Source organism: Dictyobacter alpinus (genome assembly GCF_003967575.1).
In the GTDB taxonomy this organism is placed as follows: Bacteria; Chloroflexota; Ktedonobacteria; order Ktedonobacterales; family Ktedonobacteraceae; genus Dictyobacter; species Dictyobacter alpinus.
In genome coordinates, this window is the sequence record NZ_BIFT01000001.1 from 4,025,589 (window position 1) to 4,047,560 (window position 21,972).

The 21,972-nt window shown below is 52.0% G+C and carries 17 protein-coding genes; 2 read left to right on the plus strand and 15 right to left on the minus strand.

What is annotated here, in order from left to right; translation table 11 throughout:
• Nucleotides 1–3: 3 nt before the first annotated feature.
• On the minus strand, nucleotides 4–1,011 hold the full coding sequence (locus tag EL633_RS15865; protein WP_161982177.1) for a mechanosensitive ion channel family protein: 1,008 nt from the start codon (nucleotides 1,009–1,011) through the stop codon (nucleotides 4–6).
• Nucleotides 1,012–1,478: 467 nt separating this feature from the next.
• On the opposite strand from EL633_RS15865, the gene EL633_RS15870 reads away from it, so the two are divergent.
• Complete coding sequence (locus EL633_RS15870; RefSeq protein ID WP_126628116.1) at nucleotides 1,479–2,018, plus strand: hypothetical protein; 540 nt, start codon at nucleotides 1,479–1,481, stop codon at nucleotides 2,016–2,018.
• A gap of 196 nt (nucleotides 2,019–2,214) precedes the next feature.
• On the opposite strand, the gene EL633_RS15875 is transcribed toward EL633_RS15870, so the two are convergent.
• From EL633_RS15875 to EL633_RS15935, 14 genes are all read right to left on the minus strand, one after another.
• A complete protein-coding gene (locus EL633_RS15875) occupies nucleotides 2,215–2,895 on the minus strand; it encodes a Maf family protein (RefSeq protein WP_126628117.1) in 681 nt (226 codons plus the stop codon).
• Complete coding sequence (locus EL633_RS15880) at nucleotides 2,892–4,199, minus strand: class I SAM-dependent RNA methyltransferase (RefSeq protein WP_126628118.1); 1,308 nt, start codon at nucleotides 4,197–4,199, stop codon at nucleotides 2,892–2,894. The genes EL633_RS15875 and EL633_RS15880 overlap by 4 nt, the downstream gene beginning before the upstream one ends.
• Complete coding sequence (locus tag EL633_RS15885) at nucleotides 4,196–6,211, minus strand: tetratricopeptide repeat protein (protein WP_126628119.1); 2,016 nt, start codon at nucleotides 6,209–6,211, stop codon at nucleotides 4,196–4,198. The genes EL633_RS15880 and EL633_RS15885 overlap by 4 nt, the downstream gene beginning before the upstream one ends.
• 55 nt (nucleotides 6,212–6,266) lie before the next feature.
• Nucleotides 6,267–8,495 carry a tetratricopeptide repeat protein gene (locus tag EL633_RS15890; protein ID WP_126628120.1) on the minus strand — a complete coding sequence of 743 codons (2,229 nt, stop codon included), beginning with the start codon at nucleotides 8,493–8,495 and terminating at the stop codon, nucleotides 6,267–6,269.
• Nucleotides 8,496–9,065: 570 nt separating this feature from the next.
• On the minus strand, nucleotides 9,066–10,427 hold the full coding sequence (locus tag EL633_RS15895) for a glycosyltransferase family 87 protein (RefSeq protein ID WP_161982178.1): 1,362 nt from the start codon (nucleotides 10,425–10,427) through the stop codon (nucleotides 9,066–9,068).
• Between the two features lie 415 nt (nucleotides 10,428–10,842).
• Nucleotides 10,843–11,310, minus strand: coding sequence for a GNAT family N-acetyltransferase (locus EL633_RS15900; RefSeq protein WP_126628122.1), 468 nt, complete (start codon nucleotides 11,308–11,310; stop codon nucleotides 10,843–10,845).
• Between the two features lie 33 nt (nucleotides 11,311–11,343).
• Entirely contained in the window at nucleotides 11,344–11,544 is a 201-nt protein-coding gene (locus tag EL633_RS15905; RefSeq protein WP_126628123.1) for a hypothetical protein, read from the minus strand.
• Between the two features lie 155 nt (nucleotides 11,545–11,699).
• Complete coding sequence (locus tag EL633_RS36560; RefSeq protein ID WP_161982179.1) at nucleotides 11,700–11,837, minus strand: hypothetical protein; 138 nt, start codon at nucleotides 11,835–11,837, stop codon at nucleotides 11,700–11,702.
• Between the two features lie 28 nt (nucleotides 11,838–11,865).
• Nucleotides 11,866–12,483: an NUDIX hydrolase gene (locus EL633_RS15910; RefSeq protein WP_126628124.1), complete on the minus strand. Its 618-nt coding sequence runs from the start codon at nucleotides 12,481–12,483 to the stop codon at nucleotides 11,866–11,868.
• Nucleotides 12,484–12,717: 234 nt separating this feature from the next.
• Entirely contained in the window at nucleotides 12,718–13,188 is a 471-nt protein-coding gene (locus tag EL633_RS15915; protein WP_126628125.1) for a cupredoxin domain-containing protein, read from the minus strand.
• Nucleotides 13,189–13,552: 364 nt separating this feature from the next.
• Complete coding sequence (locus tag EL633_RS15920; protein ID WP_126628126.1) at nucleotides 13,553–14,587, minus strand: NAD(P)/FAD-dependent oxidoreductase; 1,035 nt, start codon at nucleotides 14,585–14,587, stop codon at nucleotides 13,553–13,555.
• 70 nt (nucleotides 14,588–14,657) lie between these two features.
• Complete coding sequence (recN, locus tag EL633_RS15925) at nucleotides 14,658–16,583, minus strand: DNA repair protein RecN (protein ID WP_126628127.1); 1,926 nt, start codon at nucleotides 16,581–16,583, stop codon at nucleotides 14,658–14,660.
• Nucleotides 16,573–17,457 (minus strand): NAD(+)/NADH kinase, encoded by an 885-nt coding sequence (locus EL633_RS15930; protein WP_161982180.1) that lies wholly within the window; start codon nucleotides 17,455–17,457, stop codon nucleotides 16,573–16,575. Before EL633_RS15930 ends, recN begins: the two co-directional genes overlap by 11 nt.
• 118 nt (nucleotides 17,458–17,575) lie before the next feature.
• Complete coding sequence (locus EL633_RS15935; protein ID WP_126628129.1) at nucleotides 17,576–19,123, minus strand: tRNA nucleotidyltransferase/poly(A) polymerase-related protein; 1,548 nt, start codon at nucleotides 19,121–19,123, stop codon at nucleotides 17,576–17,578.
• 673 nt (nucleotides 19,124–19,796) lie between these two features.
• On the opposite strand from EL633_RS15935, the gene EL633_RS15940 reads away from it, so the two are divergent.
• Nucleotides 19,797–21,644, plus strand: coding sequence for a PrsW family glutamic-type intramembrane protease (locus tag EL633_RS15940; protein WP_126628130.1), 1,848 nt, complete (start codon nucleotides 19,797–19,799; stop codon nucleotides 21,642–21,644).
• The last annotated feature ends 328 nt before the right edge of the window (nucleotides 21,645–21,972 follow it).

Here is a 21,972-nt window from a genome sequence, read left to right on the forward strand (position 1 = left end):
AGTTTAGACCGGTTCTTTAATGCTAATATTCGCGGTCGGGAAAAGATTATGCAGCTCATACACGACCTGTGAAATATCAATCATTTGTCCGGTCGCGACCCAGAAGCGCGCCTGTAAGGAGATCTTCCCATCCTCATAGCCATCAACCATGACTGCCGGCTCAGGCTTTGACATAACTTCAGGATATTCTTTGAGCAGGAGTAAGATCTTGCTAGTGGTCCCGTCACGATCAAATTCCTCTTGTGGCATCGTCAATACCAGGATTGAGCGGCGCTCACCGAAGTGGGTATTGTTGATGACCGCATTACTGAAGATAAAGAGATTGGGCACACTGACCTCCTCGCCGCTTGTCAGGCGCAGAAGGGTGGCACGCAACTGGATATCCTCCACTTTCCCGACGTAAGTAATCATGCCGGAGGTGATATTGATCTGATCGCCGATATAAAAGGGGCGCTCCATCAGAATATAGAAGCCAGCCACCAGGTTCTTCAGGATATCCTGGAAGGCGACCGTAATCGCTACGGTGAACGCACTCAGGACCGCCACCGGGACGGCAACTGGAATATTCCAGACCGAGAGAATCAGGAAGCCGGTGATGCTCAGTACGACGATATAGAGCACACGCGCCATCAGGGTGCGCATGTTGATATCCATGCGGCTACTGCCCAGGCTGCGCATCATCATGGCGCGTAGTGTGCGTGCGATACCATTGCCCAACGCCAGGATCAGCGCCGTCTGGATCAAGCTCCAGGAGAGATTGATCGTAGGCTTAGGATCTTTAAAAACATTCTGTTGTAGTGCCGCCACCACAAACGACGCATTAAAAATGGCGATCGCGCCAATCAGTCCCAGGATTACAGGAACAATAATGACCAGCGCACCCAGCGTCTGTACAATCCAATTATCCAGTACCGTCTTTTGTAAACGACGGACCAGCAGGCGCCGCAGCAAAATACCAAGGACAACGGAGGCGGCAATGGCGATAGCACCAAGGATAATATTGATAGTCATATTGACATTGTTTACGGTTTGAGGCTCTAAAGCAATACTATTGATAACATGTACCATACGCGATAAGAAACCAACCCTCTATAAGATGGTGAATACGAGCTCAACTATGTATCTTTGCGCGCATTATACCATACCTCTTTTTTCTGTTGGTCCCCACAAGCCGTTTAGTACTGATCACCTTTTAACAACTTTATCGTATGTACCTGTCAATCTACGTTCTATCTTTTACGTTGTGAGGAGACGGGGGGATCATGATCGTAAATAGGGAGTTTGCCGTCTCCTCGCTCCTCGTTAAAAGTATCTGAGCATGACCATGTCAGGTACGAAATGTCGCGATGTAAGATAGATTGGGAATTGTACGTGCTCACGGGAGATCGGAATAGGCTATTCTGGTCGATTGAATAATAGAAGGCTGGTTTTTGCTAGCACATGCATGGTGGCGCTCATGGGGAGAAGGGAGTAGGGGTATGGCTGAATTGAAGGTACATGATATTGTGGTCCACCTGAATGATATTCATGAGCTGTTTGTGCTGCCACAACAGGATCCTTTTTCGGCTCAGGTGCGTTTTCTATCGGGCATTGATGTGATCAAGAGTCAGGTCAAGCCGCAGATGTTGCGTCAGGCTGATAGGACACGGATCGTCATTGTTTTGCCTGCGAAATGTAATGAAGCGGACCTGGTGGGTAAGATCAAGAGCGCGCTACGCCGTTATTGCGAATTCAAGATCTGGCAAAATCATGAGGCCTCCACCACCCTTAAACAGGATTCGTTACGGGCCCTGGTGGTTGGCACCCTCTTTATGGGGATAGGGCTCTTCCTGCTCAGTTATCTGGAGGTCCTGCCTGTCTTTCTCAGTACTTTCCTCAACGATGGCTTTAACGTCGCCTTCTGGGTTATCTTATGGCGACCAGTCGATTTCTTGCTCTTCGATCTTACCACCACGCTACGCGAGAACCGTATCTACAAACACATTGCCCAGATGGATGTGGTTGTCCGCTTTGAGTAATATCTGAATCTTTCAGGATAATAGCGGTAGCGGCATCCCTGGTGGTTGCGCACCTCCCTTTACGAGCGGAGCCGCCCACACCGTGAATGCACCTTCCGCCACGCCCCGCTCCATGATCATCTGCGGCCACCTACCTCTGTGACCTTATGCCAGACCTATTGACGCAAGGGAACGTGCGCAGCCACGAGGGTTGCCGTTACTTGTTGATATGGCATTGTTCCGACCATGGGCAGGCGCTATTGGCGAGTCCGGCGTTGGCGAGTCCGGCGTTGGCGGGCTGGACATTGAAGCGGGCGAGTAGTTGGACCAAGGTGCAGAGTGGGAGTCCGACAACGTTGAAATAGCAGCCGTCGATTTTTTCGGTGGGGCGAAAATTGGTGTGTTGAATACCGTAGGCTCCCGCCTTGTCCATGGGATCGCCGGTGGCGATATAGGCGTCGATCTCTTCATCGCTATAGGGACGCATGAGTACGGGCGTGCTACAGCTTGCGCCCTGCATATGGACCTCTCCATTCTGGCACGCGGTCACAGCGACGCCGGTGACGACGCGATGCCAGCGACCACGGAGTGAGCGTAGCAGTTCGCGGGCGTGCTCCTCATCGCGTGGTTTGCCCAGCACTTGATCATCCAATATCACCGTAGTATCGGCGGTAATCACCAGATTCTGCGGAAGCTCCGCCCGCGAAAACATCATCAATGCTTTATACGAGGCGGTCCATTGGGCCATGCCAGCGGCCGGTCCACGATATTGGGCCTGGGCCGCATCTTCATCGCCAGGGGCGACCGTAACCTCGTAGGGGAGTCCTAGATTGGCGAGAATCTGCCTCCGCCGTGGTGAGGCAGAGGCAAGCAATAAGGGAAGTTGTGTCGTGGTCATAAGGATGCGCGCTCCAATACGGCTACATTTTCGATGTGGGCGGTTTGTGGGAACATATCTAACGGCTGAACTGAGCGCAGACGATACGCCTGGCTGACATTACAAAGGATATTCAGGTCCCGCGCCAGTGTCGATGGGTCACATGAGACGTAGACGATGCGGGCTACTGGATGCTGGATCAGGGCATCTAAAACAATGGGTTGACAGCCCGCGCGTGGCGGGTCAATCACAAAGCCATCGATCTGGTCTGAAAGGCCTGGCAACATATCCTCAACCTTGCCCTTGAGTATCTCGACGTGTTCAACATCGCGCATATTCCACTGGGCGTCTTTGATCGCGCTGGCCGATTCTTCGATGGCAATCACCTTGCCAACGTGGGGAGCCAGTAAGGCGGCGAACGTACCCACACCACAATAGGCATCCACCACCGTCATTTGACGGATCTGGTCTGGCGCTTGATCTGCCAGTAGGCCCTGCAGGACCATGCTGGCCATCTTCTCAGCCTGCGCACTATTGGTTTGGAAAAACGAACTGGGACGAATGCGGAAGGTTTGTCCACCCAGCACTTCTTCCATCGTATCCGTACAGACCTCGATCCCCTTCTCGGTCAATTCCTGCGTAACCTCTTCATTCTGAATGGGTTGCAAGAGCATCTGTGGGCTGGCGGTGGCGCAGCGAATCAGGACCTGTGGGCGAGGATTGATGTGCTGGTTGACCACCTGGAGGGCCAGGTTGATCTGTGGATGGGCGATGGGACATTCGGCCAGTGGTAGGACCCAATGGGTGCCACGGGCGGTCAGGCCGGCCCGACCTTCACGATTGACGGAGAAGCGCATATGGTTGCGATAATTCCAGGGAATATCGCAGGCCACGGTATCCAGTAATGGTGGATCGGCGAAGTTGCCAATTTCGTTGAGGAGTTGGCGTACAACCTCACGTTTCCATTCCAGTTGAGCGGGATAGTTCATATGCTGGAGCTGACAGCCACCACAGGTCCCAAAGACGGGACAGGGGGCTTGCACGCGCATGGGCGAGGTCTCATGCAGCTCGGTAATCCAGACACGTGGTGGACGTTGCTTCCAGTGGCGGCGTTTACGACCAGGTTTTGGTGCGAGTGGGGCCTCCACGGCGATGGTCACCCGCTCGCCGGGAAGTCCCGCGGGCACCTGAAGCAGGCGAGTGCTTGTCTCGCCTGCCTCATTCTGCTCACTGATCTCGGCTGTCGCGTGCCCATCTCTGGTGAGCGCGCCCAGTACAACGGTATGATAGGTAATTATGCGTTCTTGTGCGTGTGTTTGCGTCATCGTTTCTTTGCTTTATTGTGTTTATTTTTGTTCTGTCCGCGTGGTGGCTGTTGCTTTTTCTGCTGCTTGCTCTCAATATTGTAGCGCTCACGAGCCTCCTGTAAAAACTCATCATCGCTATCAATGGCCTCACCCTGTGTCAGATACTTATGGGCGCTACGGAAATCTCCGCTATGCATATAGATCAGAGCCAGGGTCGCATACATATCAGCCGACTCAGGATTCTCTTCCAGTCCAGTACGGGCAACTTCGCGCGCCTTTTTCTCATCTCCCTGGACCAGATAGATGCTGGCCAGCTCGCTATAGGCCTCAGTTAGCGAGCCATCCAATTGGATGCTTTGCTGTAAAGCCTCAGCCGCCTCTTTAAGATGTTGCAATTGATGTTGCAGGTAGCCGATACGATACCAGATCTGAGGATCTTCAGGTGCCAGATGTGCAAGCTTCAAGAAATGCTGCAGTGCCAGTTCATGGTCCTCACGCTGCATCGCCAGTTCTGCCAGTCCCATCGCCACATCGATCGAATCTTCCTGACTCAAAGGACCGCGCTGAGCTTTGTGCAGATACTCTTCCGCCTCATCCAGGTCCTTTTCCTGTTGGATCAGGATGGTTGCCAGTAAGATCTGATTTTCAGGACTCTCGTCGATGGCCAGGGCCTGACGGATCGTAGGCTCGACCATGGCTTCAAAGCGCTCTTCTTGTTCATGCAGATCTTCATTATGGAACTTGGCGGCCAGGGAGTGATAGCTAAAGGCCAGATTACGCAAGGCAACACCACGCTCGGCGGGCACCTTCTCAGCCAGTTGTTGCGTATAATACGTGGCACGCTCAACATCAAAGATGCTGCCAGAGATATTGAAGCCTTCTTTGTAGAGGTCCCCACTCTCTTCAGGAGCGCGGGCAATCAGCACGTCATAGTAGTTCAAGAGCTGCGACATCAGTCCGACCATCGAACCCATATGACCAAGCGCATTGGCTAAGAGGGCTTCCTGTAACTCTGCTTCCTCATCGTCCTCATCGTCCTCATCAAACTCCTCATCATCCTCGTCCGCATCTAAATCCTCGTCCTCGTCCTCATCCTCATCATCGCCGAGCTCTGACTCAATGATTTTTTCTTCGGAGCCGATACGTGCATCAAGCTCTTGAATGCGCTCTTTGATTTCATCGGACGAGAGTGTGTTGACCGTGTCGAACTCATTAGCGACATCCTGGATCACCCACTCATCATTTTCCTGGATGAGTGTAAAGCGGCTCCAGAACCAGCGGCGTCCGGTCTCTTTAAGGGTGATCAAGGGTTGGGTGAGCTCTGGTAAGAAGGGTGTCGTCGGCTCGTTGCCCAGCCGCATTGACCAGCCCACAATGACCTGGGTGTTTTCCTCTTCCACCGGTTGGACAAAGGCAATCTGTATGTCTTCGGGGTCGGTCGCTTCTGCCCACTCGACGCGTCGGGTGATCCACTCATCATCTGAGAGTCCTTCACGTAACGGACTTGATGTGGAGAGGTACTGATGAGCCGCCTCAAGATCGCCATTGGCCCAGTCTTCTAAGAAGCTACTGGGGAGTTCCACAAAGTCTGGCTGCTCTATGAGCGCTTCAGCCTGACCGAAGAGTGACTGCAACTCGGCCACAAATGGATCGATCTCTGTGTTTTCAGAGTTTACGAGATCGGTCATCGCCTCAGTTAAGGATGGACCTGTTGGGATGGTCCAATCGGCGTATATATCGTTGCCCTCAAGCTGGATCAAGCGGCGGCGTGCCTCTTTACGGATAGCTTTGTTCTCGCTCAAGGTGTAGACCGCTTGAATGATGTCGGCCGCCTCACTATTATTTTGTTTGGCTAAAAGCTTTAAGATGTCAACCTGGATATTTTCCGGTTGGACATGAATGGGCTCAAGGGCGGCCTTTGCATCGGCGACACTCTCGCTGCTATTGAGCCGGTGGGCAATATCGTGATAATGTTGTAACAGATTTTCCTCGGTGTGGAGCACTATCTTCTGTTCATCCTGATCTGCCATGGTAAATATTTTCCTTTCCCTGTTTCCTGGTGAGGAATGGCACTCTATCTTCTATCTATATTCGTTTGCGGCTACCCGCGATTTGTTGGCGTACGGCTGGAACAAAGTCTGATTCTGGATCAAGGCGTTCCGCCTCTTCTAAGTGTTGTACGGCCTGACGTTTATCTCCCGCTTCAGCCAGGACTGACGCGAGCAGGGCATGCAGGTTGGCGCTTCCTGGGTTTTTGCTGATTGCTCCTTGTAATAAGATTTTCGCCTTATCTGCCTGTGCGCGTTGCATATAGATGGCCGTCAGTTCGCTATACGTACGTACGTCGGTATCATCCTGGGCCAGAGCTTGCTGATAATATGACTCCGCTTGATCCATCTGTCCAAGTTGACGATGAGCGAAACCCAGACTAAACCAGACGCCTGGATAGTTAGCATCAAGTTCAGCCACCCGTTGATAATGCGGTATCGAGTCCGCAGCCTTTTGCTGACGCATAGCCACATTACCAAGTCCAGCTTCGATAGCGGCCTCTGTCTTAGGATCTGGCTTACTTTTGTCCAGTAATTCACGACTCCTCAAGAAGGTTGCGCGCGCCTCGTCATTGCGGTTCAGGCTCATCAGGAGCTCGCCAAGTAAGGTATAGCTCGCCGTACTATTATCCAGGGTAGCGGCCTCCTGTAGGACCTCTTCGGCCCGTTGGAGGAGATGCCGATGGCGCTCACCAAGCTGTCTCTCATCGTACTTAAAGGCCAGCTCGGCCAGGGTTGATCCCAGCCGGCGTAGCGTATCGGCCCGATGCTGTTGTGGGAAACGCTGCGCGATCCGATCCAGATAGACCATGATCCGTTCTGGATTGCCGGTTAAGACGGCGCGACCATATGCCTCTTCATAAGCAGTATAATCGAGTGGCAAATGAGCGATCAGCGCATCCTCAAAATGGAGGAGCTGACCTAGCCGCCAGGACATCTCTTCGATGAAGGTCTCTGTATCCCTCTCCGATGTTTTTATGGCCGCATCAATAGCATCCTCGTATTCTTTAATACGGTTTTGCAGTTCATTGATGGAAAGACCCTGTAAGGCAGCACCTTCATCCTCGATCTGTTGAATACGCCAGACGTTTTGCTCTCTGGTCAAGGTATAGTTATTCCAGAACCAATAGCGACCGGTTTCCTTATTGATGGCGGTCCCCATCGGCATCTCTTTAATCGTGCCGTTGAGCGGCGTCTCCAGTAGCTCGACGGACCAGCCAACTTCCAATATTTTGGTATTGTTCTGGGCGCTGGTACGTCCGCCGGGTAGCCAGATGGCGCTCTGCTTTGGTTTTCCTTCATGGATAAAGCCCAGTTCCATACGTGTAGGATGTGCCTCGTCAAACCAGGCGCGATGCAGGGTGACCCACTCATCACGATCCAGATTATCGCGTGCAGGACTATTGGTGGTCAGCAGATCATAGGCCAGGCCATAGTCTCCAAAGGACCAGGCGCCAATGAAATTAGCCACAACCTCTTGCTCTTCCAGCTCTGGCGTGACAAACGTTTGACCATTATCCGTGCCCGGCTCGGCAGCCTGGAAGATCAATTTTTGGAGCAGGGGCAATTGTGTCCGGTAATCCTGCGCAGGTTGCGTTTTATGCCAGTCATTGACGGCGAGCGCCTCATCAATCAGGCGCTTCGCCTCGGCCAGCGAGCAGGAAACCAGTTCGACATTCGCTAACTGCTGGCGCATCTCTTTGACGTGATTCTCAACATGTCGTTTGGTGCCCGTCTCCATGTAGAAATCTTTGACGCCATCATTCCAGAAGTCAAGCAAAAATCCACAGATGCGGGCCTCGCCATAGTCATAGCCATATTCCCAGTTCAGGACCACTTGGATCTCGCCTTCTTCGCGTGATTGGGTGGCAAAGCCCTGCACGAAACGCGGGGGATTGCTGACACTGAGCTTAACGGCGGGAGCCTGGCTGGTCGGGGCGACCCATTTAGGAGCAATTTTTGCGCCTTCCAGGCGCAGCAGTCCACGTCGAGCCTCTTTGCGTACCTCTTTTTGTGGGCTCAAAGCATTGATGGCGACCAGCATGTCAGCCGCATCTACTGTATTGGCTTTTGCCAGCGACTTGACCAGACTGATCTGGGCAGCCTCCGATAAGGAAAATGGTTCCTGGAGTGCTGCCTCTATTTGTGTCTGATCCTGGCTGGAATGGAGTTGTTGGCTTATCGATGGATAACGGGAGAATACCGCTTCAACCTGTGTATTCTCCTCGGATGAAAGCTGAATATCCGACTGTTTTTTTGATGACATGGTCGCTCTTTACTCCTCACTTCAACGGTCTTCCTGTCGATTGTACCACGAAGTGTTAGAAGAGTCGAGCAGGACGAAGCTCGTAGGTATCATGCATTTTGCTGCCGTGAAAGATAACACGAAGGCTATTTCATACCCGATATGGTCGTGATCAGGAATCTTCACGTGGGCGGAGGAGACGGCAACCCGCAAGGGGATTGCCCTACATGAATCATTTCCAGGTACTTTGTCATAATTTGAATTGGTAAAAATAATACGTATTTGATATGATCATGCAATAAGAAACACGATTTGTGTAGGGCAATCCCCTTGCGGGTTGCCGTCTCCTCGCTCCATGTAAAGGTTCCTGATCATGGTCATGATTGGGAATCCGGTTTTGGTTGGGACGGCGTGTGAAGAGGGCGTATCATACGTGGAGTGGGCTTCAAGCATGGTCGTTAAGGGAAGGTTTTCGTGGTGAGGGGGTGTTTCTCGGTATGATCTTTACAGAAGGGAGCTTCTGAGAAAGGCCTATCAACATTGATCAGGGCTTTCTCAAGAGCTTCCAGTCGGTGGACGTGTCGATCAGGGCTAGACATGCAACGTTGATGTCAGACGCCGACCGCTCGTTTCCCGATTGCGCAAGTATTCAATGACGCGCTGTCTGGCCGGTTTCGCCTGGGCTGAGAAGAGCACGAACATCGGAAAGGCAACGCAGTAAAAGTACGATGAGAGGCTACGCCACGCCAGGAAGAGTGGCAGGACCGCCAGGAGCATGGCCGCCTCTGGTCGCGCGCGGCAGATGCGCCAGTACCAGACAAAGGTTGCCAGCATGCCGCCCAGTTCCAGGACCGTATAGACCCAGGTTGGGAAGTATGGCAGTAGATGGGAGGTACTTAAACTGATCAGGCCTACTCCCATTGGGAACATCGGATCCGCGATCGGGGCCATCACGCCCGCGAACCAGGAATGGTAGTCCCACATGATAAAGGGCAGGTTGAGCGCTAAGCCTACACCCCCCGCGATCGCCAGGCGATAGGCGGCATCCTTCCAACCATAGTGTTGCAAGGCCATGATCATGTAGAACGGGACAAAGTACCAGGCAATCTGTTTGGTGGCCAGGGCCAGACCAAAGAAGATCGCTGATACCCAGCGCTGGTCTCGCTTGAGCCAGGATACCATCAGGAGCAGGGTATAAAAGATGTCCAGATTGCCACCAATGGTTGAGGCCCACATGGGAACATTCGCGATCGCCAGTAGCACAACCCAGGGACGCAACTCGGGTCGGACCGCCCGCCAGGCCAGTATAATGATCATCAAGTACGAGAGCATGTAGAATGGGAGCACATTATAGTTTTGGAAGAGCGCAAAGGGCACCAGGGTCAGGAATGAGAGAGCCGGATAACTGACCTTGGCCTCAAATTCTGGCACATCACCCGATTTCAGGGACGTATTGAGAATCGATTGCAGTTCCGACATACTGGGATAATCCAGGCGATCTGCGAACTGTCCCTGGCGTAACGGGGTTGTCCAGTTGGCATTGATCTCAAAACGGCGGAACAGCTCGGGGATATTTGAATCACTATAGGGATTGCGACCCTGAACCAGCAAAATGGCGGCATTGGTGTCCAACGACGTTCCATCATTTGAGAACTGGGGAGATGAGAAGCTAGCGATCACACCCCGGCTAAATTGGAGCGCGCCAGCAGTAGTTACCAGCAACGTCAAAATGAGCACGACGCGTTTCCACAAATGCGTTTGCTGAGTCTGGCGCAATGACTGTTCTTGCAGCTTTTTCGAACCAGGACGTAACGCCATCCACAGAGCCCAGAAACTCCCCAATAACAGGAAAAAAGGAATCAGCGCACTGACATTCCCAATATATGGAATTTCATTGCAGGCCTGGAAAAGAATAGCTACCGCGATCCAGGCTGCTCGGTGTTGCAGTTCCACGACGGAACTTTGCGCATGCGATGTGTCTTCAGTAAAAAAGTGTCGCATCCATCGGTAATGAAAAAGTTGTTTATCTGTTTTTTTATTTAGAACTTGTTCTTGTACAGCTTGCAGTGCCATATACTCGCGCTGGGCCTCATGGATAACGCGTGCAGTTGTTAGAAAGCATAAGTATCAATTCATACGTGCACGATTTACGAGATGAGTGTGAGGCGACGCGCTTTACCTCCCATCAAAGTACCGAGAAGATGAGTGAGCGAAGCGTCCAACTAAAAGTGATTCAGAGACGTGTTCTCTCGGTCCAAGATTTAAGACGAAGGAAAAACGAAATTCGTCACAACTTGTTGCATGCTGTTTTGAATCGTGTTGAAGTGTAGCTCTCTTCTGGCTCTTTTGTGTTGATTATACTAGTTACTTATAATGATAGCCGATAATAAAGCTCCCGATGTTGCAGTTCAAAGCCGAGCTTTTCATAGAGTCGAATCGCTGAAGTATTTTGATCCCAGACATGCAGATCAATGGCATCAAGCTTCTGCTCTGTCTGAGCATAGATGATGATATGCTCAATCAGACTCTGAGCATAGCCTTTGCCGCGATGATCGGGATGAGCGATGACACGCTTAATATAGCCGATGGGATTCAGGGCATCCATAGGGGGAAGCATCAGTTCCGCTTTCGCAACAATGACGCCATCGAGTTCCATCAAAAAAATAATCGTATGTTCATGTGTTGAGGGGTCAACCGAGCCAAAATACTTGTGCATGTCGCGGTGTATATCACGGGTAGGAGATGCACTGAAGCTGTCGAGATGATCGATGTGGATGATATCTTCGGGATTGGCCATGCGGATGACCAACGTCGTTGTTGGTTGATTATCTGTCATACGGTGTGTCCTGGTCTCTAGCAAACTACTTGTTTACGAATTTCGTTTTTTGGGTAACATTAAAATAGCGACGAGGGCTACCAGTGAGCAGCCAAGGATCATCACGGCATAGACGATACTCTCGCCATCTTTAACCGATGCAGTAACGCTACTATAGAGCATCGAGCCACCCCAGATAAAGAATCCTATAAAAACAGCAAACAAAAGAATTGTGCTGGTATATTTCTTGCTCATTGTTTGGATCAGTCCCTTGAAAAGTGCAATCGTGCTGGCGACTAACTTGTTACGCCTACACGATTGAAGGTAAACCATTTTGTAGAATTATACCATACCTATCATAGCTACGCTTAAAAACAGGACGGTTGGCTGATAAAGATGAGTAAATCAGGCTAGCGCTGTGTCAAACTTTGTTTGATGGGTTGTGCGCCCGCTACGCGGGCGAGGGGAGAGATGCCGAGGGCACAGCCCCCGATCCCCCAGTCAAGGGGCTCGCCGCCCCTTGCATCCCCGCTGGAGGGCCGTTGCATTCTCGCTCTCCTGAAGGATGATAGGGTGTTAGCTATGCTCTTGTACAGGCTTTTCCAGGGCTTGCCAGACCAGGCGATGGATAACGGCTCTGAAACGCCCCCAATCACCCCAGCGACCCTCAAGATCCGGACTATAGTTTGCTCCCAACTGCTCTAAACGGTCCGCTAGCGGAAGTAGTTCGGCTGGCGTAATTTCATGGAAATCGTCCACCTGCTCATGTTCATCTTCTACCGTCAGGACACCACCGATCTCGTCAAGGAGAAAGGCGAAGGTATAAAAAACGGGTGTCTGATCCTGTTCGGTCAGGTGGTAGGCGGCCACAGCCAGAAATTGTTTGACCTCGACTTGCAGGCTGGTTTCTTCCTGGGTCTCGCGCAGCAATGCATCCAGCACATATTCACCATGGTTAATGCCGCCCGTGAGCAGGCGATACGCCCCCTCAGGATAAAATGTCTTGATCATCGTGAGCAGGCGACCATTTTTGCGGCGAATGACCATGCAGACCTCACCATAACGATCCTTCTTGCTCACAGGATCAAAGCTCTCATTGGTGTGTAAGCGGGCATACGCAACAATGGGCTGCCCATAGCGTGTGCTCAGGCGAGCGAGTTCATCCTGGATATTTTGCGGTAATGTTGAAAACATAAAACATCTCCATAGAGTAGCTTTTATTTTTATTGTATGACATGCGCATACTCTTTGCCCGCCGCATCGCGCCCAGCCCTTTTCAGATACATCGAAATCCACATCGGGTATGGAATAGCAAGATGGATTGCACCGCTGCGTGTGCTATTTCTGTTACCATATCCTTTTCACCAAGATGGAGCGTTTGCCCATACATGGTGCCTTCAAGAAAGGCACCATGCGTAATCTCTTCGTTTATGCTTCGACCACAATTGGTGTGTGCATGCCACCTTCGTAATGGCCAGAGTAACTACATTCAATTTCGAGCGTGCCCGCCGGAGCGGGTTTTTTGAAGGTAAAGACATCAAGCGTTTTACTTTGCCCGCCCGCGATCTGATCGGCATCAAGCAGTGATGCTGTATCCTCATCTTTTTCGTTCTGCCCTGCTTTACGAGGAGGTGCAATAGTGAACTCGTGAGGATTCTTTCCCTCATTGACTATAATGAATTTATAGGGCTGACCAACTTTAAAGGTGGTGAAGGGAAGCTTAAAGTACATCTCTCCCATCACTATGCGTACTTCCTGGGGATCCTTTGATGTGCTGGCATTGCTACTGTTTGTACCAGACGTATTGGATGCGGTGCTCCCGCTGTCCCCACCACAAGCACTAAGCGTGCCAACGAGTAGGAGGAAAAGGATGCTTGTCCAGAACTGGAGTCGTCTCATACGTACCTCTTTCTTGAAAAATAGCATGTGGTTGCTCTGGCTCTTGATGCTCTGCGCTCTTTATTTCCACTGCTTATAAAGGCGTACCTCTCTGACTAAGCTATGAGGTCAGAGAAACGGTATCAAGAAGTGAAACAGAGCTAACGTGACATATCGTGCATTATAAAGCATGCTTTATCTTGTATCACGATCGCTATACTCATGCTTGGCAAAGAAGTACTATAGGGTGGTTGAGAAGCAATTCACGGAGAGAGGCCGTGCTTGCCTCAATACGGGAATACTTCATACATGAAACGGTAGCAGGGGCCAGCCCTGCTATCACGTAGAGAGAAACGTAGGACGTAGAACGTAGAAGCATAGGGGTTTAGTGGTGGGCGATGAGTTGTTGGGCGACCGTGATGCCATTTTCCAGTGCAAGATGGAGGCGGCCACCGACAAAGGCGTCGCCACAGAAGGCCAGGCCATATGGAATGGTCTGTTGGTTGAGTGGTTCGGCCCCGACTTTTTGGGCTGGCAGTGCATAGTGCCAGCACTGGATATCGCTAAAGACTGGTTCGGGCAGCTCTTCTTGAATCAGGGTCGCTACCTGCTGTGCTACCTGCTGCACAATCAGCGCATCGCTGCTCTCCATGTGTTCACGGCTATAGTCGGGTGCCATCTGGGCCAGGAGTAGGCCACTATTGGCTGGAGCGCGTTCCTCTGCCTTCTCATGTTCCCAGGCCAGCCAGGAGATAGCATGTTTTTTATCGCTATTGACCAGGGCATAATACGGCCGTGTCTGTGGGCGGGGATGATAGCCGAGCATGACTGAGATCAAGGGATTATAGCTTGCGGGGCTAAGGTGTTGCATGATCGCCTGTTGTACACCAGGGTCCAGCATACTATCCTGGATCAGTGCTCTGGCCTGGGGGGAGGGAATAGTGATTACCAGCAGATCAAAGTTTGTATGGCTCTGGCCGCTCTGGTCAAAGAGCTGCCAGCCTGAGTTCGTGCGTTGCACGCGATCAATGCGTGTATCGGAGCGGATGGTCAGTCCCTCGGCCATCTTTTTGGGTAGGGTATTCAGGCCACTGCGGTAATTCAGCTTCTGTTCCGCATTCTGGTCCTGGTCGCCTTCCTGGATCGTGCCGCTTCCCGTAAAGGTCCAGACAGGTTTTTTGATATCAAGCAGATCGGGTGCGCGGAAGCGTTGCGTAATCCATGCCAGGCTGGTCGGTGTACCTTCTTTAATATATTGAGCCCCATGGTCATAAATAAAGCCGCCCCGCTTGCGCGTAGCCGCTCGACCACCGACACTGTGGCTCTTCTCAAAGAGTGTCACCGTATAGCCTGCATCCTGAAGAGTGTGGGCCGCAGCAAGTCCACTTAATCCTGCACCGATAATAGCTACAGTTGGCATAACAATCCTTTATCGCTTCGCTTCCAGACACTCGATTTCTGCTCTGCTCTGCTTTACTCTGCTCTAAGGGTTAGAGTCTGGCCTGTTCAGGCTGACTTTTGGTGCGTCGCCAGTTATCTTTCCAGAGATTGGAACGTCCAAGCATCTCTTCTGCGCTCTTCATGGCGATATCCGTTGCATTGCCACCCATGATATGGGCGATTTCGCGGACCCGCTGTTCCGGGCGTAGTTCGTTGACAATCGTCATGGTTCGATTATCAAAGATTTGCTTATTTACATTGTAGTGGGTATCGGCAAACGCAGCGATTTGTGGCAGGTGAGTGACACAGATCACTTGATGGTTCCTGGTCAGTTGCCAGAGCTTCTCACCTACAACCTGTCCACTACGACCACTGATACCAGCATCAATCTCGTCAAAGATCAAGGTTGGGGTCGCATCAGCGTCTGCCAGGATGGTTTTTAAGGCCAGCATCAAGCGAGACGTTTCACCACCAGACGCGATTTTTGTCAGTGGCTTAAATGGCTCACCAGGGTTTGGCGCGATCAGGAACTGGACACGATCAATGCCGGTCAGGTCGCAGCTATAGTGTTGTTCGCTCTGACCATCCAGGCTGACCGGAACGCCCTGCTCATCGGGTACCTGGAGCATTTCAACCTGGAAGCGGGCGCGGCGCATGTTCAGATCATTGAGTTGTTCTTCCATGGCTGTCGCCAGCGTCTGAGCCGCCACCGTACGTTGCGCTGATAATGCCTGTGCCAGCGCACCAATTTCGCGCCGGAACACGCCATCTCGCTGCTGCAACTGCAAGATCAGCTCATCCCGATTATCGATCGTCTCTAGCTCGGTCTGATCATCCTCCATCCTTTGCAGGATCTCCTCGATGGTGAAACCATATTTCCGTTTCAGCTTCGTAATCAGATCCAGGCGTTCCTCAACTTCAGCCAGGCGATTAGGATCATCCTCGATATCGGTCTCATAGCTACTGATCGAGGTCGCCACATCTTCCAACTGATAAATCGCGCCTGCCAGCGTCTCCTCGTATTCCTCCATAGATTTATCGAGGCGAGTCAGCTCACTTAACGAACGTTGGGCCTGGCGAATCTGATCCAATGCGGACTGAAAGCCATCACCCCCGAGATCTGAACCTTGAATTGAGCCATAAATATGGGCGCATAACTCGCGTAAGCGCTCAGCATTATTCAGGATCTTGCGCTCCTCTTCAAGTTCCTCAACCTCGCCGGGCTGCAAATTCGCCTTCTCAATCTCCTCGATTTCAAAGCGCAAAAACTCGGCACGCCGCTCCTGCTCCCGGATATTTTGTTGCAGCGAGTGCAATTTTTTGCGTGCATCGCGCCATTCCGCCACCTTCTCACCCAGGCGTTCGCGCAGGGGGAGCGTCTCGGCATAGCGATCCAGGAAATTAATATGCTGATCTGGCCGCAACAAACTCATGTTCTCGCTCTGACCATGGATATCCACCAGCCAGCTCGCGACCTGCTGTAAGATATGCAAGGAGAGCGCACGCCCGTTGATACGGGCAACCGTACGACCGGAACGAAAAATATCGCGGGTAAGGATCAGTTGACCATCTTCCGGGAACAGATCATATTCGCGCAGAAGGGCAGCCAATGCGACCAGCGCATCGGCACTATGCGTAGCGGCATCAGAATTTGAGCCTTGCTCCGCTTGCTCTATCAGGTTCAGGAGCGGCGATTCCTCAGAACCATTTGCTGCTGAACCCTCTTCAAAGGGAAGCCAATCGGTGGGGAGTTGGGGGAGAGCCTCGACCGAGAATACCCCTTCTACCGTAGCGCGTTCGGTGCCCGCACGGACAAATTCAGCGCCAATTTTGCCACCAAGCAATGCATTGACTGCATCAATGATGATTGACTTACCCGCGCCTGTCTCGCCGGTAAACACATTAAAATTATGGTTCAGGCGTAGTTGCAGGCGATCAATAATTGCGAAATCTTTAATCGTTAACTCAATTAGCATGATTTGTTTCGTTAGCAGATAGGTTATCGTTTCTTAACTTCGCGTTGATAATTTGATAAAAGTACGTTGGTGGTCGGCGTCTGAGAAAGCGGGTGGCGTACTGACTTTTATGGACCGTCACAATGGCGCCATCTTTAATCTCACGGTTCAACTGGCCATCGGCAGAGAAAACCCCATTTTGAGAGCCAGTAAAGATTTGTAGCTTGATAGTTGCTTCTGGTTGGATAATCAGTGAGCGATCAGAGGCAAGGTGTGCTGCAATCGGTGTCAGGACCATACTCTGGACCTGAGGATGCAGCAGGGGGCCTCCTACCGCCATATTATACGCGGTCGAGCCGGTTGCGGTAGAAATAATCATGCCATCGGCATAACTCGTATTATAATAATAATCATCCACCCAGATGCGTACCTGGACCACCCGTGGCCAGGTGCCGCGTGCAATGACGATATCGTTTAATGCCAGGAAATCCTCGCGTTGACCATCCTGTTCCAGTACCGCTTTAAGCATGGCGCGCTCATCAACCCAGACCGAGGGATCTCCATTCAAATAGTGCTGTAAGTCGGTAGCTATGTCGTCTGGTTCCATCTCGGTGAGAAAACCCACCCGTCCGAAATTGACCCCTACGATAGGAACGCCCGTGCTGGCGCACATACGGGCCGCATGAACAATAGTACCATCGCCACCGAGTACCAGAACCAGGTCCAGCCCTTTGAATGTCTGGGGATCATAAGCTGCCTCGGATTCGAGGCCTTCTTGATGGATATCAATGGCGCGAACGCTATGTCCCTGCTTTTCCAGGCTGGGTACAAGCTTGGCTGCGAAGTCGGACGAAGCTTGCTTACGTCCCTGGTAGAAAATCGCGATCGTCTTCACAAACACTCTCCAATTGGCAAGTGAGGGCGAACACGATGTGCCGCCCTTACATGTTTAGCCTCAGTAATGGTACGCTATGGGGCGCGTATTGTCAACTCTATTTGTAGTATGAATGTTCTTATTTTTCGCTGTCCGGCTGTATTCGCTGCAGTTTCTCTTCGACGAACCAGAGCACCTCTTCTTTAGAATGGAGTATTCCTTCGGCCTGTGCTTCCGCAATGGATTCGAGCAGTTGTCCTATGAAGGGTCCGGGCGTGAGATTAAAGCGCCGCATTAATTCTTCCGCCTGAATCAGGCGTGGCGGCAGAATTTGTTGACGTTCGCGAATGTAGCGCGTCAACAGGATGCGGACGGCTCCCCGGTGTCGCTGCCAATGCACGGTCAGTGGATCGGGTCCACGCATCGAGAGATGATCGGCAAGTGAGGCCAGCGCGACATAGATGCCCGTAGGACCCAGATCCACAAAGAAGCGCCGAATCGCGCGTGGCGTGATCGTACTATGACTGAGCTGTCCCGGCCGCATATGATGTGCCGCGACCTGTTGGATCGCCCGACTCTCATGGGTACTGATCTTTAAACGGCGCGTAATCTGCTGGACCAGTGGCACGCCGGCCTGAGGATGATGATAAAACGTGATGTTTCCTTCTTCATCCACGGCATGGGTCGTCGTCTTGCCGATATCATGTAAGAGGGCTGCTAGCTTCATCTCAGGCGAGGTTAGTCGGGCAAATGAAAAGATCCGCTGCTCCTCCGCCTCCTGAAGTAACTGCTGTAACGCCAGCATATCCCCCTGTCCGCCCACCTCTAAATCCGCTTGTGCTAACTCTGCTGGAGTTTGTTGGAGCAGGCGGGCCAGCTTTTCCAGCATCGTCACCGTTTCCAATGAATGCTCAAACACATCCCAATGATGCAAACTCGGCTGTTGCATACCGCGTGCCGGCTCTAGCTCAGGAATGATGATGGTCAGCAGGCCATACGTGTCCAGAAAACGCAAACGCTCGCAGGCGCCATCTGAGCGCAGCAGGGCATAGAGTTCATCATGGATACGTTCAGCGGCAACCTGAGGCAGTAGATGCGCCTCCTGTCTGATCAGGCGTGCGGTCGCCGGCTCAATCTTCAATTGATATTGGAGCGTAAAACGCATCGCCCGGAGCAAGCGCAGAGGATCTTTTTGCAATGCCGTCTCACTCGTAACGCGCAGTGTCCGCGTCGCCAGATCTGCAATCCCATGCAGGGGATCAATCGCCAGGTCCGCAATACCCTCCAGGCTAGCTCGTGTCATCAGGAGATCGACAACGGCCCCCAACGGAGCGGCGATCGCATTGATCGTAAAATCGCGTGTAGCTACATCTTCCGCGATCGTACTTCCCTGTAAAGGAGAGAGATCGATCGCGACCTCATATGGCTCTTGCTTCACAATAACGCGGCAGGCCTTCTCATGCATAGGCGCATAGAAGCCACCCAGGCGATTAGCCAATTGGCGAGCCAGCAGACGAATATCGCCAGCCAGCGCAATATCCCAATCCACGCAAGGCTGCTGAAGGAGAAGATTGCGTATAGACCCTCCCACCAGATACGCTGACTGGCCGTGCTCAGCAAAAAAACGGCTACTCTGTTCAAGCACATACAGCACCCAGGAGGAGAGCATTGCTTCTTGTTTGATCATAACTGCTCACAAAATATACACACATAGAAAGTATAGATGATCGATATAACCCTCAGATCTCAGCACTATAGTATCATCTCTGTCTACCTATGAATAACAGCAATTCAAGATGTTCTTATCGCTCGAATAGACGATAAATTAACCTGGAAACGACTCTTGTAGGGCAATCTCCTTGCGGCCGTGGGCCGTCTCCTCGACCCACGTCAAGGTTCCTCACCACGACCCCGTCCCCATAGTTACGGCCCTCAGCGGCCGTTTGCCACCCGCCGCAGCGTGGTGGCCCGGTCTCCCCGCAATCCGTTCCCCCTTGTTCCGACACGTTCCCCCACGCAGTGCCCAAAAGGAACCTCCCCCACGGATACACCACCCAGACGTGTTGCAAAAAATACAAGACGTCGGTATATATCTTGTCTTTCTTTGATCTCCCATGTATAGTAATGATGTGTTTGAATATAGGCTCATAATTGACGTATAAATGCCAGGCAATACATATTTTTTCAAGCCAGCCCATGGTACAATTTATAGCAACGGGTAGTGGATCACCAAAATGGAGGAAACAACAAACCATTCAGCTTTGGCCTATGTATTGATGGGCTAGACAAAGAGTCACGTCCATAAAAGAGAGAGGGACAAGCGGACACTGCTCTGCTTGTTTGTTTGTTGGGGTAGATACATGAGTGTAAGTCGCAATTATGGAGTGTTGCGTGTCATACGTGTGCGTCGATCCGCCCACAAGGCCAGGCACCTGGAAAAAAATGTGCCAGGACTGCTGTCGGAAGAGCATCTGGTACACGTATTAACGGATCGTGAAACTACCATTGGACGAGCCCTGAGCAATGATCTTATTTTGATGGATCCAACGGTCTCGCGTGAGCATGCACGCCTGCTGCTAACGGCGGAAGGGTGGTGTATTCATAATATTTCCGAACAAAACGAACTACAAATCAACGGAAGTGCCATTAAGCCTGGATCCCAGAGCCCTATCCAATCTCAAGATTTCTTGTTACTTGGCAATACCATGCTACAACTCGTCGCCCCCAAACAGATACCCAGTACTCCATTACCGCCTGCTCGCGAGCAGCACCCTGCGGATACATCAGCTTCTACCCTGTCTGTTACCGATCCTCATCTCGTCTCTGTCGATCATGCTTTCGAGAGCTTGCCATTGCTGCAGCCAGAGCGGCCCGCTGCACTCAATGGCAGGCATGCACCCGAAAATTTGCACACATCGATCACGCCTATAAAAAGACCGAAGCGTCACAAGCCGGAGGCACAATCCTGGGATAATGATAAGGATGGCAGTATCACGCTCCAATTTGCGCTCCCCCAGAGATTTCAGAAACAGGTGCGCTGGGCCCTGATTGGCATCATTCTGATCTTTTTAGTACTGAGCGCGCTTACCGCTATCATCCTGAATAACCTCCTGGGCATTGTCTCGCTGATCCAGGAAAGTCCCTTAAACATCTTCTCGGTCCTGGCTATTCCTATAGTTACCGCGTTAGGCATCAATCTATTGGTCAATTTTATTGACCGCTATGAGCGTGAGCCCTGGTTTCTGCGTCTGGCGGCCTTCCTCTGGGGTGCTGTCATCGCCATTCCGCCGACCACCTTTATCGAAGGCAACGTAGACGCTCTACGCGCCACCATTTTGGGGCCGCAGGCGGGAAAAGCCCTGCACGCGCTCTTCTCAGCCCTCAACGCCGGCATCACCGAAGAAACCGTCAAAGGACTGGGATTGCTCTTACTCTTTGTCGTGTTACGTGATGAGTTCGATAATATTACCGACGGTATCGTCTATGGAGCCCTGATTGGAGCTGGCTTTGCCATGCTCGAAAACATCTTCTATTTCGCCGGCAACCCCAAAGCCTTTATCTTCCTCCTGATTGGCCGTATCGTGCTGGGATGGTTAAGTCACTCCACCTTTACCATCTGTCTGGGTATCGCCCTGGGCTACATCCGCCACACCCGTGTACGCTGGCAACATATCGTCATTCCCTTGATCGGCTATCTCATCTCAGTTGGTCTGCATACCGCCTTTGATTTTATCAATTTCTTTGCCAACGCCCTGGTCCTGGCCTCGCCCGACAATGCCAGCATCGTCACCTTCTCCGTCGTCGCCAGCATCGGTGACTACATCCTCCCCTTTATCGCCCAGATGGTCATCATCTACTGCCTGATCAAATCGCTCGCCCACGAAGCCGCCGTCATCCGTGAATTCCTGGCCTCCGAAGTCAGCAGCGGCATCGTTACCGTCGACGAATACGCCCTCTTACAGCACTCATTTCTACGCACAAAAATCGAGCGCCGCATCCTCCTGCACCACGGCTTCAAGCAATGGATACGTGTCAAAGCCCTCTACCAGACCGAGATCGGCCTTGCCTTCCGCAAATGGCATGTCAGCATGGGCGACAAACCCAAACTCGGCTACGTCCAACCCGAAGATGCCTACCGCAAACGCATCCAGCGCCTGCGCCACCAGATCAAGCTCGCCGAAAAAACCACCCCGCCCCACTTCCTGTAACGGCAGGGCTCGTCCCTGCTACCAGTACCACGTACGACCACGAACGCATAAGAGGCTCGACGCACTCGCCAGCCCCAATGCGAACACGTGTTTGAGGGACATTTCATGCGTGAACTGGTAGCAGGGGCAGCTCTAATATTTTTCGGTTAAGCACGTTGGGGACCACGAAAACGGCGTGAAAAGCAGCGAATCGTCCATCGAGGAGTGAGAAGCCGGCGTACGCAACGCTGGCTCATACCCCTACTCGACGCCACGCTATGGAACTGGGCAAACCGAAAAGTATTGATATTTGTGACTCCTCGCGTACATCTCCACATCAGAAAATAGA